General features: G+C 72.0%; 17 protein-coding genes and 3 tRNA genes. 17 read left to right on the top strand and 3 right to left on the bottom strand.

Features of this window, described 5'->3' with window-relative positions:
• The first annotated feature begins 83 nt into the window (after nucleotides 1-83).
• Nucleotides 84-2,618: an ATP-binding protein gene (locus ACIGZJ_RS11020; protein WP_396456910.1), complete on the top strand. Its 2,535-nt coding sequence runs from the start codon at nucleotides 84-86 to the stop codon at nucleotides 2,616-2,618.
• Nucleotides 2,619-2,648: 30 nt separating this feature from the next.
• Here the strand turns inward: ACIGZJ_RS11020 and ACIGZJ_RS11015 are convergent, their stop codons facing one another.
• On the bottom strand, nucleotides 2,649-3,920 hold the full coding sequence (locus ACIGZJ_RS11015) for a hydrolase (protein WP_396456909.1): 1,272 nt from the start codon (nucleotides 3,918-3,920) through the stop codon (nucleotides 2,649-2,651).
• Nucleotides 3,921-4,219: 299 nt separating this feature from the next.
• On the opposite strand from ACIGZJ_RS11015, the gene ACIGZJ_RS11010 reads away from it, so the two are divergent.
• The 6 genes from ACIGZJ_RS11010 (at nucleotide 4,220) to ACIGZJ_RS10985 (ending at nucleotide 6,777) form a co-directional block, all read left to right on the top strand.
• A tRNA-Thr gene (locus ACIGZJ_RS11010) sits at nucleotides 4,220-4,292 on the top strand.
• 43 nt (nucleotides 4,293-4,335) lie between these two features.
• A tRNA-Met gene (locus ACIGZJ_RS11005) sits at nucleotides 4,336-4,408 on the top strand.
• An 83-nt stretch (nucleotides 4,409-4,491) separates the two neighbouring features.
• Nucleotides 4,492-4,656, top strand: a complete 165-nt coding sequence (gene rpmG / locus ACIGZJ_RS11000; protein ID WP_006604855.1) for a 50S ribosomal protein L33 — start codon at nucleotides 4,492-4,494, stop codon at nucleotides 4,654-4,656.
• 129 nt (nucleotides 4,657-4,785) lie between these two features.
• Nucleotides 4,786-5,244, top strand: coding sequence for a MaoC family dehydratase N-terminal domain-containing protein (locus ACIGZJ_RS10995; RefSeq protein ID WP_396456908.1), 459 nt, complete (start codon nucleotides 4,786-4,788; stop codon nucleotides 5,242-5,244).
• A gap of 4 nt (nucleotides 5,245-5,248) precedes the next feature.
• On the top strand, nucleotides 5,249-5,671 hold the full coding sequence (locus ACIGZJ_RS10990; RefSeq protein WP_396456907.1) for a MaoC family dehydratase: 423 nt from the start codon (nucleotides 5,249-5,251) through the stop codon (nucleotides 5,669-5,671).
• Nucleotides 5,672-5,730: 59 nt separating this feature from the next.
• A complete protein-coding gene (locus tag ACIGZJ_RS10985) occupies nucleotides 5,731-6,777 on the top strand; it encodes a UDP-N-acetylmuramate dehydrogenase (RefSeq protein WP_396457111.1) in 1,047 nt (348 codons plus the stop codon).
• 13 nt (nucleotides 6,778-6,790) lie between these two features.
• Here the strand turns inward: ACIGZJ_RS10985 and ACIGZJ_RS10980 are convergent, their stop codons facing one another.
• The gene (locus ACIGZJ_RS10980; RefSeq protein ID WP_396456906.1) at nucleotides 6,791-7,831 is read right to left on the bottom strand and encodes an adenosine deaminase; all 1,041 of its coding nucleotides are present in this window, start codon (nucleotides 7,829-7,831) and stop codon (nucleotides 6,791-6,793) included.
• A gap of 111 nt (nucleotides 7,832-7,942) precedes the next feature.
• Nucleotides 7,943-9,190 (bottom strand): pyridoxal phosphate-dependent aminotransferase, encoded by a 1,248-nt coding sequence (locus ACIGZJ_RS10975; RefSeq protein WP_396456905.1) that lies wholly within the window; start codon nucleotides 9,188-9,190, stop codon nucleotides 7,943-7,945.
• A 226-nt stretch (nucleotides 9,191-9,416) separates the two neighbouring features.
• Here ACIGZJ_RS10975 and ACIGZJ_RS10970 point away from each other — a divergent pair.
• From ACIGZJ_RS10970 to rplL, 10 genes are all read left to right on the top strand, one after another.
• Nucleotides 9,417-9,489, top strand: a tRNA-Trp gene (locus ACIGZJ_RS10970).
• 149 nt (nucleotides 9,490-9,638) lie between these two features.
• Entirely contained in the window at nucleotides 9,639-9,992 is a 354-nt protein-coding gene (gene secE, locus ACIGZJ_RS10965; RefSeq protein WP_387949063.1) for a preprotein translocase subunit SecE, read from the top strand.
• A 212-nt stretch (nucleotides 9,993-10,204) separates the two neighbouring features.
• Nucleotides 10,205-11,107 carry a transcription termination/antitermination protein NusG gene (gene nusG, locus ACIGZJ_RS10960; RefSeq protein ID WP_392941199.1) on the top strand — a complete coding sequence of 301 codons (903 nt, stop codon included), beginning with the start codon at nucleotides 10,205-10,207 and terminating at the stop codon, nucleotides 11,105-11,107.
• Between the two features lie 161 nt (nucleotides 11,108-11,268).
• Nucleotides 11,269-11,703 carry a 50S ribosomal protein L11 gene (gene rplK / locus ACIGZJ_RS10955; RefSeq protein WP_392941198.1) on the top strand — a complete coding sequence of 145 codons (435 nt, stop codon included), beginning with the start codon at nucleotides 11,269-11,271 and terminating at the stop codon, nucleotides 11,701-11,703.
• A 90-nt stretch (nucleotides 11,704-11,793) separates the two neighbouring features.
• The gene (gene rplA, locus ACIGZJ_RS10950; RefSeq protein WP_392941197.1) at nucleotides 11,794-12,516 is read left to right on the top strand and encodes a 50S ribosomal protein L1; all 723 of its coding nucleotides are present in this window, start codon (nucleotides 11,794-11,796) and stop codon (nucleotides 12,514-12,516) included.
• 204 nt (nucleotides 12,517-12,720) lie between these two features.
• A complete protein-coding gene (locus ACIGZJ_RS10945) occupies nucleotides 12,721-13,506 on the top strand; it encodes a hypothetical protein (protein ID WP_396456904.1) in 786 nt (261 codons plus the stop codon).
• A 95-nt stretch (nucleotides 13,507-13,601) separates the two neighbouring features.
• Nucleotides 13,602-14,441 carry a hypothetical protein gene (locus tag ACIGZJ_RS10940; RefSeq protein WP_396456903.1) on the top strand — a complete coding sequence of 280 codons (840 nt, stop codon included), beginning with the start codon at nucleotides 13,602-13,604 and terminating at the stop codon, nucleotides 14,439-14,441.
• Nucleotides 14,442-14,574: 133 nt separating this feature from the next.
• On the top strand, nucleotides 14,575-15,435 hold the full coding sequence (locus tag ACIGZJ_RS10935) for a hypothetical protein (protein ID WP_396456902.1): 861 nt from the start codon (nucleotides 14,575-14,577) through the stop codon (nucleotides 15,433-15,435).
• Nucleotides 15,436-15,789: 354 nt separating this feature from the next.
• A complete protein-coding gene (gene rplJ / locus ACIGZJ_RS10930) occupies nucleotides 15,790-16,353 on the top strand; it encodes a 50S ribosomal protein L10 (protein ID WP_387949070.1) in 564 nt (187 codons plus the stop codon).
• A gap of 89 nt (nucleotides 16,354-16,442) precedes the next feature.
• Nucleotides 16,443-16,826, top strand: coding sequence for a 50S ribosomal protein L7/L12 (gene rplL, locus ACIGZJ_RS10925; protein WP_387949071.1), 384 nt, complete (start codon nucleotides 16,443-16,445; stop codon nucleotides 16,824-16,826).
• Nucleotides 16,827-17,236 lie beyond the last annotated feature (410 nt).

Below are 17,236 nucleotides of genomic sequence, written 5' to 3'. Positions count from 1 at the left end.
ACACACCCCGCCGCCCGGGTCGGTCGTCCATGTTTGCCCCGCAATCGACCTGCCTCACCTACTGAACGGAAAGAGCAGCGCCCATGGCCCGCGACCTCACCCCCGGCACCGGCCCCCGCCGTGGCCGGCTGAGGGTGTACCTCGGTTCCGCCCCCGGTGTCGGCAAGACCTACCGGATGCTGGACGAGGCCCACCGCAGACAGGAGCGCGGTGCGGACGTGGTGGTCGGTTACATCGAGTGCCACGGGCGGAGGTTCACCGAAGGGCTGGTGGACGGGCTCGAAATGCTGCCAAGAATCAGGCGGACCTATCGGGACGCCGAGTTCGAGGAGATGGACCTGGACGCCCTGATCGCCCGGCGTCCCTCGGTGGCACTGGTCGACGAGCTGGCGCACACCAACATCCCGGGTGGCCGCAACGCCAAGCGCTGGCAGGACATCGACGAGCTGCTCGACGCCGGGATCGACGTCATCACCACCGTCAACGTCCAGCACCTGGAATCGCTGAACGACGTCGTCCAGAAGATCACCGGCATTCCCCAGCGCGAGACGGTCCCGGACGACGTGGTCCGCCGGGCCGACCAGATCGAGCTCGTCGACATGGCCCCCCAGGCGCTGCGGCGCCGGATGGCCCACGGCAACGTCTACAAGGCGGAGAAGGTGGACGCGGCGCTCTCCAACTACTTCCGGGTCGGCAACCTGACCGCCCTGCGCGAGCTCGCCCTGCTCTGGGTGGCCGGCCGGGTCGACGAGGGCCTGCGCGACTACCGGGCCACCCACAACATCGACCGCGTCTGGGAGACCCGCGAACGCGTCGTGGTCGCCCTCACCGGCGGCCCCGAGGGCGAGACCCTCATCCGCCGCGCCGCCCGGATCGCCGACCGCACGGCAGGCGGCGACCTGCTCGCCGTCCACGTCACCCGCAGCGACGGCCTGGCCGGCGCCTCCTCCGGCGCCCTCGCCCAGCAGCGCCGACTCGTCGAGACCCTCGGCGGCGGCTACCACGTGGTCGTCGGCGACGACATCCCCACTGCGCTGCTCGCCTTCGCCCGCGCCCGCGACGCCACCCAGCTGGTCCTCGGCACCAGCCGGCGCGGCCGGATCACCCGCTTCCTCACCGGGCCCGGCATCGGCGAGACCACCGTGGACGCCTCCGAGGACATCGACGTCCACATGGTCACCCACGAGTTCACCGGCCGCGGCCGGCTGCCCTCGCTCGGCCGCCGCCACTCCAAGCGCCGCACCATCGCCGGCTACCTCTCCGGGCTGGTCGTCCCCTGGCTGCTGACCGCCGCGCTCTCCCAGGCCCACGGCACCGTCAACCTCACCACCGACGCGCTGATCTTCCAGCTCGGCGTGGTCGTCGTCGCCCTGCTGGGCGGCGCCACCTCGGCGCTGCTCGCCTCCGTCGTCGCCTCGATGCTGCTGAACTACTTCTTCATCCCGCCCGTCCACACCCTGACCATCGGCGAGACCAACAACATCGTCGCCCTGGTGGTCTTCGCCGCCGTCGCCCTCACCGTCTCGACCGTGGTCGACCACGCGAGCCGGCTCACCTCCCGCGCCGCCCGGGCCACCGCCGAGGCCGAAACCCTGAGCACCCTCGCCGGCAGCGTGCTGCGCGGCGCCGACGCCCTGCCCGCCCTGCTGGAGAAGTCCAGGACGGCCTTCGGCATGCACTCCGTCGTCCTGCTGGAACGCACCGGCGGCGCACTGCTGGCCCGCAGCGACGGCGAAGGCGCACCCGCCGGCCAGGGGGAGGCCACCGAAGTCCCGGTCGGCGCGGACGCCGTCCTGGTGCTGACCGGCCGCCGGCTGCCCGCCGCCGACCAGCGCGTCCTCACCGCCTTCGCCGCCCACGTCGCCGCCGCCAGGGAACGCGACCGCCTCGCCGTGGCCGCCGCCGAGGTCGAGCCGATCAAGGCCGCCGACCGGATGCGCACCGCCCTGCTCGCCGCCGTCAGCCACGACCTGCGCACCCCGCTCGCCGCCGCCCTCGCCTCGGTCGGCTCGCTGCGCAGCCCCGACGTCGAGTTCTCGCCCGAGGACCAGGCCGAACTCCTCGCCACCGCCGACGAGTCCCTGGTCAAACTCACCCGGCTGGTCGACAACCTGCTCGACATGAGCCGCCTCCAGGCCGGCGCCCTCACCCTGCACCTCGCCGAGACCCACCTCGACGAGATCCTGCCCCGCGCCCTGGACACGCTCGCCGACCCGTACGCGCCGGTCCAGCCGCTCGACCTGGACACCGCGCCCGCCGTCCTCGCCGACCCGCCGCTGCTCGAACGCGTCCTCGCCAACGTCATCACCAACGCCCTGCGGCACAACGCCCCCGGCGCCCCCGTCCTGGTCGCCGCCAGCCACCACCAGGACCGCGTCGAGATCCGCGTCATCGACCGCGGCCCCGGCATCGCCCCCGAGGACCGCGACCGCGTCTTCCTCCCCTTCCAGCGCCTCGGCGACACCGACAACACCACCGGCGTCGGCCTCGGCCTCGCCCTCTCCCGCGGCCTCGCCGAGGCCATGGGCGGCAGCCTGGAGGTCGAGGACACCCCCGGCGGCGGCACCACCATGCTCCTCACCCTGCCCGCCGCACAGCCGGGCGCGGAACCCGTATGAGCCGGCCGCCGCGCCGCCACCGCCCACGGCTCAGCCGCCGCCGGTGCTCCCCGACTGCCGCGGCAGCGCCAGCGCCACCGTGTCGGCGAACTCCCGTACCGCACTGGTCCGGCTGACGATCCGCCCGCTGTGCACCACCAGTCGGCTGTGCCCGCCCGAGAGCGCCCCCGCCAGGCTGTCCCCGCGCACCGCCAGCAGCTCCGCCGGGAACCCGGCGTCCACCCGGACCGGCGGCAGCCCCAGCACCGCCCGCGCCTGGTTCGCCACCGCGTCGTACGCCGCCTCCGGGTCCAGCACCCCGCCGGACGCCAGCAGGTACGCGGCCTCCAGCGGATCCGCCCGCCCGACCGGGTTGGCCCCGTCGCGCAGCGACCCGCTGCCCGCCGCCAGCGGCACCCGGGCCGTCGCCAGCTCGCGCAGCAGCCCCGGCCGCAGCCCCGCCGAGCGGCCCTCCAGGCCGGTGCAGCAGCCGTTCTGCGGCAGGCAGACCACCCGCACCCCGCTGCTGGCCAGCACACCCGAGCCGCCCGGCGCCAGCGCCCCGCACGGGCCCAGCGCCACCCGCGGCCGCAGCGGCGCCAGCGCGCTCGCCAGCCGGGCCAGCTGCGCCGAGTCGGCGGCCGTGGTGTGCAGGTCGACCGGGCAGTCCGCCTCCCGGGCGGCCTCCAGCAGCAGCTGCACGTACCCCGCCGGGTCGGGGTCCAGCTCCGGGCAGCCGCCCGCGGCGGTGGCCCCCAGCTTGAGCGCGTCGCGCAGCTGCGCCCGGCCGTCCGCGCCGGCCAGCCCGGTGAGCAGCCGGGGCATGGCGACCGCCTGCAGCTCGGCCAGCCCGCGCAGCGCCTGCCGGGCGGTCAGCACGGCCTCCAGCCGGCGCAGTCCGTGCACGTCGCCGATCCGTACGTGGGTGCGCTGGGCGGTGGCGCCGTAGCCGAGCGAGGTGAGGGCGGCCTCGGTGACCCGCCGGGTGAGGTCGGCGGCGGTCTCCGGGGGAGGGGCGGCCAGCGCGGCGGAGAAGGCGACGTCGTAGTGGGCGTGCGCCTCGGCGGGGGCCGGCAGCAGCAGGTAGCCGCCGAGGTCGATCCGGGCGCCGGTGGTGGTGGTGGGCGCGCCGGGCAGGGCGGGCATCGGGCCCAGGCTGCCGGCGGTGCCGACGGCCTGGATGCGGTCGCCGCTGATCCGGACGTCCACCACCCGGCCGTCGGCGAGCCGGGCGCCGGTGAGCAGCAGGACGGGGCCGTGGCCGAGCGGGTTGGCGGCCGGGCCCGGGCCGGGGTGCGGTCCGTCGGAGGGTGCGCTGTCCATCGCCCGGCTCCTTCTGCCCGTGGCCAGGTCGGCCGCTGGTCGGACCGGTCCCGGCCTGTCCGGATCCCGGTCCGGCCTGGTCCCGGCCTGTCACGATCGATGAGCGTCGAGCCTATGGCGCCCGGGCACGGGCTGCCGGGAGGCGGGCAATAGTCGTATCGGGTCGGGCCGTGCCCGGTGCGGGCCGGTCGAACGCCCGGCCTTGGATCGCTCGTCCGTGCGGCCCGCCGACCTGCGGTCTTCCCGGCGGGATACGGATTTCACCTCTGGGCGCGGAACGTGTAATCTCTTCCTCGTTCGCCCCTATAGCTCAGTCGGTAGAGCGTCTCCATGGTAAGGAGAAGGTCTGCGGTTCGATTCCGCATGGGGGCTCTGGTGAAAAGGAGTCAGCTTTGGCTGTGCTCCGGATCACTGTGGCGGTGTAGCTCAGTTGGTAGAGCAAGCGGCTCATAATCGCTGTGTCACCGGTTCAAGTCCGGTCACCGCTACCCCGCGTAGTCGGTCGGGAGATCGCACTCCCGGTCGGCTACTCTTGTTGTGTTCTTATTCATTGTCCAAGGAAGGCACTCCCGTGGCTGCCACCGATGTCCGCCCGAAGATCACGCTGGCCTGCGTGGAGTGCAAGGAGCGGAACTACATCACCAAGAAGAACCGGCGTAACGACCCGGACCGTCTTGAGATGAAGAAGCACTGCCCCCGCTGCAACTCGCACACCGCGCACCGCGAGACCCGCTGACCCCTTTCAGGTGTCACGGGCCTGTGTGAATACAGGTTCTCCGACTCCGGGCCGCATCCCTCTTGGGGTGCGGCCCGGAGTTTTTTGCTACCCATCGTTGGCACCACCGGACAGTTCGAGGAGTTGCCCGTGGCACTCGACCCCTCCTTCATCGGGCGGACGTACCCGCCCACCGAGCCGTACGAGGTCGGCCGGGAGAAGATCCGTGAGTTCGCCGTCGCCGTGGGCGACGCCAACCCGGCGTACAGCGACCCCGAGGCGGCCAAGGCGCTCGGCCACCCGGATGTGATCGCGCCGCCGACCTTCCCGTTCGTGCTCACCTACCGGGCCGCCGGCCAGGTCGTCGCCGACCCGCAGCTGGGCCTGGACTACACCCGGGTGGTGCACGGCGACCAGAAGTTCGTCTACACCCGCCCGGTGCGGGCCGGCGACCGGCTCTCGGTCGAGGTGACCATCGACAACATCAAGTCGCTCGCGGGCAACGACGTGCTCACCGTCCGCGGCGAGGTCGTGGACGAGAGCGGCGAGCACGTGGTGACGTCGGTCATGACCCTGGTGGCCCGGGCCGCCGACGAGGCGGGGGAGTAACACGATGGCGATCAGCTATGACGAGGTCGCGGTCGGCACCGAGCTGCCGGCGCAGTCCTTCCCGGTGACGCGCGCCACGCTGGTGCAGTACGCGGGCGCCTCCGGCGACTTCAACCCGATCCACTGGAACGAGCGGTTCGCCCTGGAGGTGGGCCTGCCGGACGTCATCGCGCACGGCATGTTCACCATGGCCGAGGCGATCCGGGTGGTCACCGACTGGGTCGGCGACCCGGCCGCGGTGGTCGAGTACGGCGTGCGCTTCACCCGCCCGGTGCCGGTGCCCAACGACGGCGTCGGCTCCGTGATCGAGGTCTCCGCCAAGGTCGCCAAGCTGCTGGACGACCGCCGGGTGCAGGTCGACCTGCTGGCGACCTACGGCGGCCAGAAGGTGCTGGGCATGTCCCGCGCCGTCGTCCGGCTGACCTAGGCCCCCCGGGGGAAGGGGTTTCCTTCGCGCAACCCTTTCCCCCGTACGCTGGGGGCGTGCTGGTAGAACTCGACGCCCCCCTCGCCCCGCTGACCACCCTCAGGCTCGGCGGCCCGGCCCGGCGGCTGGTGACCGCGACCACCGACGACGAGGTGGTCGCCACCGTCCGCGAGGCCGATGCGGCCGGCGAGCCGCTGCTGGTCCTCGGCGGCGGCTCCAACCTGGTGATCGGCGACGCCGGCTACCCCGGCACGGTGCTGCGGATCGCCACCACCGGCTTCACCCTGGACGGCACGGTGCTGGAGCTGGCCGCCGGCGAGGTCTGGGCCGACGCGGTGGCCGGGACGGTGCTGGAGCACGGCCTGGCCGGCATCGAGTTCCTGGCCGGCATCCCCGGCTCGGCCGGCGCCACGCCCGTCCAGAACGTGGGCGCGTACGGCCAGGAGGTGGCGCAGTCCATCACCGAGGTGGTCGCCTACGACCGCCGGGCCGGCGAGGTGGTCACCCTCTCCAACGCCGCGTGCGAGTTCTCCTACCGGCACAGCCGCTTCAAGGCCGACCCGGACCGCTACGTCGTCCTCCGGGTCCGTTTCGGCCTCCAGGACAACGGCGGGCTCTCCACCCCGGTCGCCTACGCCGAGACGGCCCGCCACCTGGGCGTCGAGCAGGGCGAGGCGGTCGACCTGCGCGAGGCCCATGCGGCGGTGCTGCGGCTGCGCTCGGGCAAGGGCATGGTGCTCGACCCGGCGGACCACGACACCTGGTCGGCGGGCTCCTTCTTCACCAACCCGGTGCTGACCGGCGAGCAGTACGCCGCCTTCCTGGCCCTGGCGGCCGAGCGCGAGCTCACCGCCCCGGCCTACCCCGCGCCGGACGGCCGCACCAAGACCTCGGCGGCCTGGCTGATCGACAAGGCCGGCTTCGGTAAGGGCTACGGCAGCGGCCCGGCCACCCTCTCCACCAAGCACACGCTGGCCCTGACCAACCGCGGCGCGGCCACCGCCGAGGATCTGCTGGCTCTCGCCCGGGAGATCCGCGACGGCGTCCGGGCGGCCTTCGGCGTCGAGCTGGTCAACGAACCGGTGATGGTCGGCGTCAAGCTCTAGGCCGGACGGGCCCTCACGGCCTAGGGTCGTCCACCAGCCAGGCGTCGATGTCCGCCAGCAGCTCCTTGCGCACGCTGTCCGGGGCGCGCGAGCCGCGCACCGACTGGCGGGCCAGCTCGGCGAGCTCCGCGTCGTCGAAGCCGAGCACGTCCCGGGCCAGGTCGTACTGGTCGGCCAGCCGGGTGCCGAACAGCAGCGGGTCGTCGGCGCCCAGCGCCATCGGCACCCCGGCGTCGAACAGCCGGCGCAGCGGGACGTCCTCGGGACGCTCGTAGACCCCCAGCGAGACGTTGGAGGACGGGCAGACCTCGCAGGTGACCTGGCGGTCCGCCAGCCGCTGCATCAGCCGGGGGTCCTCGGCGGCCCGGACGCCGTGGCCGATCCGGCCGGCCCCCAGGTCGTCCAGGCAGTCCCGGACGGACTCCGGCCCGGCCAGCTCGCCGCCGTGCGGGGCGGCCAGCAGCCCGCCGCTGCGGGCGATGTCGAAGGCCCGGTCGAAGTCCCGGGCGAGGCCGCGCCGCTCGTCGTTGGAGAGGCCGAAGCCGACCACGCCGCGGTCGGCGTACCGGACCGCCAGACGGGCCAGCGTGCGGGCGTCCATCGGGGATTTCATCCGGTTGGCCGCGACCAGCACCCGGATTCCCACGCCGGTGGCCTCGGAGGCCTGCTCCACGGCGTCCAGGATCAGCTCCAGCGCGGGGATCAGACCGCCGAGCCGGGGCGCGTACGAGGTCGGGTCGACCTGGATCTCCAGCCAGCGCGAGCCGTCCCGCCGCTCGTCCTCGGCGGTCTCCAGCACCAGTCGGCGGATGTCCTGCTCGTCGCGCAGCACCGAGCGGGCGGTGTCGTACAGCCGCTGGAAGCGGAACCAGCCGCGCTCGTCGGTCGCCCGCAGGCTGGGCGGCTCGGTGGAGCTGAGCGCCTCGGGCAGCCGTACGCGGTGCTTGTCGGCCAGTTCCAGCAGGGTGGTCGGGCGCATCGACCCGGTGAAGTGCAGATGGAGGTGGGCCTTGGGGAGGTCCCTGACGTCTCGTGGCTGTGACAGGCGTTCCATTCGCCGATACTGCCGCATCCGGCCCCGGTACGGGAACCGCCCCCTCCACGTCCCTCGAAGGGGTGAAGGGGGCGGTGTTCGTCACCGGGTGACGAGGACGGGGACCCGAGGTCAGTCGCGGGCCTCGCCGAGCAGCTTCTGCATCCGGCCGACGCCCTCGGCCAGGTCGGCGTCGCCCAGCGCGTAGGAGAGCCGCAGGTAGCCCGGGGTGCCGAAGGCCTCGCCGGGGACGACCGCGACCTCGGCCTCGTCCAGGATCAGGGCGGCCAGCTCGCCGGAGGTCTGCGGGCGCCTGCCGCGGATCTCCTTGCCCAGCAGGGCCTTGACGGACGGGTAGACGTAGAAGGCGCCCTCGGGCTCGGGGCACAGGACGCCCTCGATCTCGTTGAGCATCCGCACGATCGTCCTGCGGCGCCGGTCGAAGGCGGTGCGCATCTCGTGCACGGCGGACAGGTCGCCGCTGACCGCGGCGATCGCGGCGCGCTGGGCGACGTTGGAGACGTTCGAGGTGGCGTGCGACTGCAGGTTGGTCGCGGCCTTGATGACGTCCTTGGGGCCGATCACCCAGCCCACCCGCCAGCCGGTCATCGCGTAGGTCTTGGCGACACCGTTGACCACGATGGTCTTGTCCGCGAGGCCGGGCAGCAGGGCCGGCAGCGAGGTGAAGGTCGCGTCGCCGTAGACCAGGTGCTCGTAGATCTCGTCGGTGAGCACCCAGAGGCCGTGCTCCAGCGCCCACTCGCCGATCGCCCGGGCCTCGGCCTCGGTGTAGACCGCGCCGGTCGGGTTGGACGGCGAGACGAACAGCACCACCTTGGTGTTCTCGGTGCGGGCGGCCTCCAGCTGCTCGACCGAGACCTTGTAGCCGGTGGTCTCGTCGGACACGACCTCCACCGGCACACCGCCGGCCAGCTGGACCGACTCCGGGTAGGTGGTCCAGTACGGCGCCGGGATGATGACCTCGTCGCCCGGGTCGAGGATCGCCGCGAACGCCTCGTAGATCGCCTGCTTGCCGCCGTTGGTCACCAGCACCTGCGAGGCGTCCACCTCGTAGCCGGAGTCGCGCAGCGTCTTGGCGACGATCGCGGCCTTCAGCTCGGGCAGGCCGCCGGCCGGGGTGTAGCGGTGGTTCTTCGGGTCGCGGCAGGCCTCGACGGCCGCCTCGACGATGTAGTCCGGAGTGGGGAAGTCCGGCTCGCCGGCGCCGAAGCCGATGACCGGTCGGCCGGCCGCCTTGAGGGCCTTGGCCTTGGCATCGACCGCGAGGGTCGCCGACTCGGCGATGGCGCCGATCCGGGCGGAGACGCGGCGGTCGGCGGGGCGGGCGGAACTGTCGGGCTGCGGGGTGGAAGCGCTCATGCCTGCATCGTCGCAGAACCGGGACGGACCGGGCATGGCGGTTTCACCATATGTTCGCGCCGGTCCACATGGCGGCCCCGAAAGAAAGAGGTTCGACCAAACACCCCTGGACCACGTACACTCACTGCTCGAAGGCCACCGAGAAGCTAAAACTTCCACTGCCTGTACATACAGCGGTGGGGGATGCGGTAGGTTGGTGGTCGCTACTGGAGCCGCAAGGCACCGTAGGGCAATAGCTCAATTGGTAGAGCACCGGTCTCCAAAACCGGCGGTTGGGGGTTCAAGTCCCTCTTGCCCTGCTGCTTGATCCGTATTCAGCCCGTTCGCTCCACAGAGCGAGCGGGCTTGATGCGGAGAGGGCACCGATCAGCACCGCTTTCGCCGGCCGCTCGTACCCTCTCGGGTACGCAGGTGACGCTCGGCAGGACCCGGATTCAGGTGAGGACGAGTGACGGAGACCACGGGCTCCACCGCAACGCCTGAGAGCGGCAACCCCGAGGGGGCCGACGGCGCTGCCGAGACGACGCCCGCCGAGGGCGAGTCGCAGTCGCGTCGCGACCGCAAGCGGGCCAACCGGTCCGGCGACAAGAAGTCCGGCAAGCGGGCCAAGATGGGCGCGTTCGCCCGGCTCGCGCTGTTCTACCGCCAGATCATCGCCGAGCTGCGCAAGGTCGTCTGGCCCTCCCGCAACGAGCTGGTCAACTACACGACCGTCGTCGTCGTGTTCGTCGTGGTCGTGATGGCCTTCGTCGCCGGCCTCGACTACGGGTTCTCCAAGCTGAGCCTCTGGATCTTCGGCTGACCGAACCGCACCACCTGTGAAACAGCTTCCCGACCCGGGCCGATTCTTCGGCCCGGGTCGAGCTGTCGGCGCCGAACGTACGAGGCCGCTACCGTTGACTCGGTACTGTTGAAGTCTCCGAGTCGTTTCCTGACGCGCCCGCGAGAGCGGGGCTGTGCCGGAGCGGCCCGGAGCGCGCCACCTTCACCATCTCCAGGAAAGAAGCAGCCACCGTGTCTGAGTCCCCCCTGTACGACGCCGACGAGACCGTCCGCGAGGCGGATGTCGCCGCCGAGCTGGACGCGGCCGAGCTGGCTGACGAAGCCGAGTCGGCCGAGCAGATCGTGGACGCCGCGGACAGCGAAGAGGACGAGGTCGAGGCGTACGACGAGGCCGAGGCCGGCGAGCCGGCCGAGGAGGCCGCGCTGCACGTGGAGTCCGACGAGGAGCTCGCCGTCGAGGAGGCCGCCGCGGAGGAGGCCGCCGACGAGGAGACCGCCGAGGAGGCCGAGGCCGAGGAGGCCGTCGAGGTCGACCCGGTCGCCAAGTTCCGCGAGGACCTCCGGTTCATGCCGGGCGAGTGGTACGTGATCCACACCTACGCCGGCTACGAGAACCGGGTGAAGCAGAACCTGGAGCAGCGCGCCGTCTCGCTGAACGTCGAGGAGTACATCTTCCAGGCCGAGGTGCCGCAGGAGGAGGTCGTCCAGATCAAGAACGGCGACCGCAAGACCATCCGCCAGAACAAGCTCCCCGGCTACGTCCTGGTGCGCATGGACCTCACCCCGGAGTCCTGGGGCGTCGTGCGCAACACTCCCGGTGTCACCGGCTTCGTCGGCAACGCCTACGACCCGTACCCGCTGACCCTGGACGAGGTCGTCAAGATGCTCGCCCCCGACGTGGAGCGCCAGGCGGCCAAGGAGGCGGGCAAGCCCTCCCCGGTCAAGCCCAGCGAGATCCAGGTCCTCGACTTCGAGGTCGGCGACTCGGTCACCGTCACCGACGGCCCGTTCGCCACCCTGCAGGCGACCATCAACGAGATCAACCCGGACTCGAAGAAGGTCAAGGGCCTGGTCGAGATCTTCGGCCGGGAGACCCCGGTCGAGCTCTCCTTCGACCAGATCCAGAAGAACTAGTACGGAGCTTCGGATTCGGGGCGGGGCCACGGCCCCGCCCCGAATCCGTTTTGGTCCAGCGGCGCATCCGCGTTAGCCTGGTCCGATGTGTGTGCGGCGGCCGGGTGTCGCCCTGACCGCGCACGCACCAGCAATCACCTCTCGGAAGGACCCGGAGAGAAATGCCTCCCAAGAAGAAGAAGGTCACGGGGCTTATCAAGCTCCAGATCAACGCCGGTGCGGCCAACCCGGCGCCGCCGGTCGGCCCCGCGCTGGGCCAGCACGGCGTCAACATCATGGAGTTCTGCAAGGCCTACAACGCTGCGACCGAGTCGCAGCGCGGCATGATCGTGCCGGTGGAGATCACGGTCTACGACGACCGCTCCTTCACCTTCATCACGAAGACGCCGCCGGCCGCGCGCCTCATCCTGAAGGCTGCCGGTGTCGACAAGGGCTCCGCCGAGCCGCACAAGACCAAGGTCGCGAAGCTCACCAGCGCCCAGGTCCGTGACATCGCCACGGTGAAGATGCCCGACCTGAACGCCAACGACCTGGACGCGGCGGAGAAGATCATCGCCGGCACCGCCCGGTCGATGGGCATCACCGTCGAGGGCTGATCCACCCGTCGGTAGAACCCTTCTCGTCCCTGTGGTAGGGCCAGCGCGGCCCGTGCATACCACAACTCCATTCACCATTCAGGAGCAGCAGTGAAGCGCAGCAAGGCTCTGAAGGCCGCGGACGCTCAGGTCGACCGCGACCGCCTCTACGCCCCCCTCGAGGCCATCCGCCTCGCCAAGGCGACCAGCACCAGCAAGTTCGACGGCACCGTCGAGGTCGCCATGCGTCTGGGCGTCGACCCGCGCAAGGCCGACCAGATGGTCCGCAGCACCGTGATCCTCCCGCACGGCACCGGTAAGACCGCCCGGGTCCTGGTCTTCGCGACCGGCGACCGTGCCGAGGCCGCGCGTGCTGCCGGCGCCGACATCGTCGGCTCCGACGAGCTCATCGACGAGGTCGCCAAGGGCCGCCTCGACTTCGACGCCGTCGTCGCCACCCCGGACCTCATGGGCAAGGTCGGCCGCCTCGGCCGCGTGCTCGGTCCCCGTGGCCTGATGCCGAACCCGAAGACCGGCACCGTGACCCCGGACGTGGCCAAGGCCGTGAACGAGATCAAGGGCGGCAAGATCGAGTTCCGCGTCGACAAGCACTCGAACCTGCACTTCATCATCGGTAAGGTCTCCTTCACCGACGAGCAGCTGGTCGAGAACTACGCCGCCGCGCTGGACGAGGTGCTCCGCGCCAAGCCGTCCGCCGCCAAGGGCCGCTACATCAAGAAGACCGCGGTCTCCACCACCATCGGCCCCGGTGTCCTGGTGGACCCGAACCGCACCCGCAACCTCCTGGTCGAGGAGGACCCGGCCGCCGTCTGAGCCCTTCGCTCCGACCGGTAGCCGCGTCCTGGGCGCAGCAGCAGTCCGTACGACGGGCCCGTACCCCCTCCGGGGGGTGCGGGCCCGTCGCCGTTTCCGGATCGAGACCGGGCGGGGGAGGAACTGTTGTACGGCTCGTCGTACGCTCGCCCGGTCCGATCATCCGTTCGGAACATGCCCGCAGCCCGACCGCCGGAGTGTGCCGTGCCGTCCGCCTCTCGCCCCGCCGTCTCGGGGGCGGCCCTGCTCCTGCTCGCCGGCGCCCTCACCGCGTGCAGCCTGCTGGCCGTCTCGGGGGACCGCACCCCGGAGGGCGCCCCCGCGACCGTCCGGCCGCCCAGGCAGGTGCTGCTGTCGGCCTCCCAGAACCTCGACGACATCGGCGGCGCGCGCGTCCAGGTGGTCGAGGAGGGCCCGGCCGGACGGCGCTCCGCCACCGGGAGCCTGGTCTGGGGGGCCCGGGACGCGGCCGAGCTGACCGTCAGCGACGAGCGGGGCACCGGCCGGCTGCGGGCCGCGGACGGCACGCTCGACCTCGCCTACGACGGTGCACCGCCGAAGCGGGCGGAGCGGGCCGAGGCCGAGTCGCTGGACCCGCGCGGCGGCGGCGCAGCGTACGCCGGCGGCTGGCTGAGCGGGCTGGTCTCCAACCCGGGCGGCCAGGTGCACGCGATGGCGCTGGCGGGGCGGCTCAACTCGCTCGGCGGCGAGGAGCTGGCGGGGACCACGGTGGCGCACTACCGGGCCAGCGCGCCGGTCGCCGAGTTCTTCGAGGCCGACCAGGGCCTCACCCCCGAGCGGCTCTCCGTCGTGCTGGCCTACTACCGGGAGCGCGGGGTCACCGCGATCGGCTACGACTTCTGGGTCGCGCCGGGGGACCGGCTGCTGCGACTGCGCGCCACGGCCCAGGGCACCGGCGGAACCGTGGTCACCACGACGGACGTCTCCGAGCCCGAGGCGGTGGCGGAGACGCCGGCCGCGGCGGGGTGACCGGACCGGGGGAAACCGGTGCCGGGCCGCCGGGGCCATCCGTTAGAGTCCGCCGGGGATTGTCCGGGGTTCAGATCACAACGGGGGGATTTCTCATGGGCGCTGTGCGTCTGGTCTCGGTGGCCGTCACGGCCGCCGTCCTGATGGCCGGTCTGTCGGCCTGTAGCAGCAGTGGCGGCAAGGCCGACCCGAAGGCCGCCGGGGACGCGGTCGGGGGGAAGGTGCTCGATCTGGACCCGAAGGCGGCCCTGGCCGCCTCGGCCCTGGTGATGCAGAAGGCCGGCAACGGCAGCGTCCGGATCGTCGCGCAGCAGGACACCGCGGCGGGGACGTCCGAGTGGCAGCACGCGAAGACCTCCTCCGACCTGACCGGCCAGGCCAAGGGCGGCACCAAGGCGCGGATCATCGGGGACGAGGTCTTCCTCGGCGGCGGCCCGGAGGTGACGGCCGCGCTGGGCGGCAGGCACTGGGCCAGGGGCGAGGCCAAGGACCCGCTGGTGGGCCCGATGGCGGGGATGTTCCTGACCATGGCCCAGATGATCAACCCGGTCCTCCAGCTGACGGCGGCCGCCCAGGCCGGCAAGCCCGAGAAGGTCGGCTCGGAGGCGGTCGCAGGGGTGCAGACCACGCACTACCGGGTCGTCGAGGAGACCGCCAAGCTGGCCGAGGGGCTGGCCGCGCTCGGGGCCGACCAGCGCGCGAGCGTCCAGAAGGCCCTGGAGGCGTACGGCAAGACGCTGACCGTCGACCTCTGGATCAACGCCAAGCAGGAGCTCGTCCAGCTCAAGGAGTACGGCGACAAGGCCGGGGAGCAGGCGGGCGTCAGCGTCACCTACTCGGGCCTCGGCGCCGCGCCGAAGATCGAGACCCCCGCCGCGGGCGACATCGCCGGTGCGGCGGACTTCACCAAGATCATTCTCAACGGTAAGGGCTGAGCCCGACGCGGTCGGGTCCGGCGACATCGCCGGGCCGGCCGAGGGGGGCGCCACCGGCCGACCCCGGTCCGGGTGGCATGGTGGCTCGGAGCAGGGTCGCCGTCGGTGGCGGCCGGGAGAAGGGGAGCGGGACATGGCGGTGCGGCAGCGGCTGGCGGCCACGGTGGCCACCGTGCTGCTGGCGAGCGGCCTGACGGCCTGCGGCGGGGGCGGCTCCGAGCCGCCGGCGCCGTCCGGCACACCGTCCCCGACCAGTGCCTCCCCGACCGGCCCGGCCAAGCCCACCGACCGGTCGCCGCACGGGGTCCTGCTCTCCTCCCAGATCGCCATGCAGACCGCCCGCCGGGCCAAGGTGAGCTACCGGCTGGGCGCGGACGCCGGCGGCGGGCCGCTGTTCTGGCTGCCCAAGACGGCCCTCCAGGTCCACCGCTCCACCCCGGCCGAGGCCGAGCAGCTGATCGTCGTGGACACCGTGGCCTACCAGGGCGGCGACGCCGCCACCGCGGCCCGGCAGGGCGGCCGGCACTGGGAGCGGTTCTCCGGCGCGCCCGGCCAGGACGGCCACCGGGAGATCCCGTACGCCGGCCTGATCGACCTGCTCAACCCGACGGCGGCGCTGGCCGCCGCCACCGCCGACGGGGTGGACGCGCAGTACGTCGGCGAGGAGAGGGTCGACGACTCGGCGGTCGAGCACTACCGGGTCACCACCACCGCCGAGCGGTACGCGGCCGCCCAGTCCCAGCTGAGCCAGGCCCGCCGGGACGGACTGCGCACCGCGCTCGCCCCCGGCGGTTCGGTCTCGCTGACCCTGGACCTCTGGCTGAACGACCGGGACCAGCTGGTCAAGCTGCAGCGCACCGGGACGGGGGACAGCGGCCGCCAGGACGACTCGGTGGTCTACTCCGAGTTCGCCGGAAGCCTCTCGGTGCAGGCGCCGGCCGAGGCCGACACCGTGGACGCGGGCACCCGCAGCACCTCCCCGCTGGCCCGCTGAGCCCCCCTGCGGGCCGCCCGCCCCGGGCGATTTGCCCAGGACGGCCCGCTCCGGCTACTGTTACCGAAGCCAAAGACCGCTGGTTGTCGCCGTGCGCCCGCAAGGGTGTCGGGGACCGAAGGATCTGCGACTCGTCGCAGGCAGCCCGCGCAGGAGTGTTTGGAGCTTGGACTTCCGGGTCCGCGTTTGTTCGCGGACCTGTCGAGGTCGTACTGAGCCCCGTGCGCCTGCGCACCGGGGCTCATCTGCTTTTCCGCAGGAGCTTTCCTTCCGAACGGCCGACCGGTCCGAGGCGCAGATGGTCGACTTTTGCGGTCGGCCCGATTTCGACATCACGGAAGGAGGCGTACGCCTATGGCAAGGCCCGACAAGGCTGCCGCCGTCGCCGAGATCACGGACAAGTTCCGTGCCTCGAACGCGGCCGTGCTGACCGAGTACCGCGGTCTGACGGTGAAGCAGGTTAAGACCCTGCGTCGCTCGCTGGGTGACAACGCCCAGTACGCCGTGGTGAAGAACACGCTGACCAAGATTGCGGCCAACGAGGCCGGGATCACGGAGCTCGACGACCTGTTCGCGGGTCCGACGGCTGTCGCCTTCGTCACCGGTGACCCGGTGGAGTCGGCGAAGGCTCTGCGTGACTTCGCCAAGGAGAACCCCGCTCTGATCATCAAGGGCGGTGTCCTTGATGGCAAGGCGCTGTCCGCCGATGACATCAAGAAGCTCGCGGACCTCGAGTCCCGCGAGGTGCTGCTCGCCAAGCTGGCCGGCGCCATGAAGGGCAAGCAGTCCCAGGCTGCCGCGCTCTTCCAGGCCCTGCCCTCGAAGCTCGTCCGCACCGTGGACGCGCTTCGCGACAAGGTCGAGCAGGGCGGTGCCGGTACGCCGGCTCCCGCCGCCGAGGACGCTGCCGCCGAGTAATTCGGCCAGGCTCACGCCTCGCTGCGGGCCCGTGCCCGCCCAACCCGTACATACGGCACCACCTGCCGATTTAGTGGAAGGACGCCATCATGGCGAAGCTGTCCCAGGACGAGCTGCTCGCGCAGTTCGAGGAGCTCACCCTCATCGAGCTCGCTGCCTTCGTGAAGGCCTTCGAGGAGAAGTTCGACGTCACCGCGGCCGCCCCGGTCGCCGTGGCCGGCATCGCCGGCCCGGGCGCCGTTGCCGAGGCCGTTGAGGAGCAGGACGAGTTCGACGTCATCCTCGACGGTGCCGGCGACAAGAAGATCCAGGTCATCAAGGAGGTGCGCACCCTGACCTCCCTCGGCCTGAAGGAGGCCAAGGACCTCGTTGACACCGCTGGTGCCAAGGTCCTGGAGAAGGTTGCCAAGGACGTTGCCGAGAAGGCCAAGGCCGCCCTCGAGGGTGCCGGCGCCAAGGTCACCGTCAAGTGACTTTCCCCCGGCCCTAGTGGCCGGGAGGCATTCCCTGACCCCCCTGAGGGGGTCTGAGGCCGGGCCGATCACCCTTGCGGGTGGTCGGCCCGGTCTTTTCGCGTACCCGGCCCCAGAGGGCCGCGCAGACCCGCCACCACCGGTGTGGCCGAGAGGGCACTCGGCACTGTCGGTGCGGGCGGGTATGGTGATCGCTGTCATCGAGAGTGGCCCCCACCACGGCTTCTGTAACGCCCGGGGCCTCTCGGTCGATAGACAGGTCGAGGCCCGCGCCGGAGGCGGGCCCTTGACGAACCAGGCGAGGCGCGCGATTCTCAAGGCGCGAGTCCGCCCGGTTGGTTTGCTTCTGGATGCATAACCAGTGGCTCCGGCGGGAAGTGACTCCACGTGAGTTGTGGGGGCCCGGCATC

The organism is Kitasatospora sp. NPDC052868 (genome assembly GCF_044547105.1).
Classification (GTDB): Bacteria; Actinomycetota; Actinomycetes; order Streptomycetales; family Streptomycetaceae; genus Kitasatospora.
This window is presented reverse-complemented; position numbering and strand designations above follow the sequence as displayed.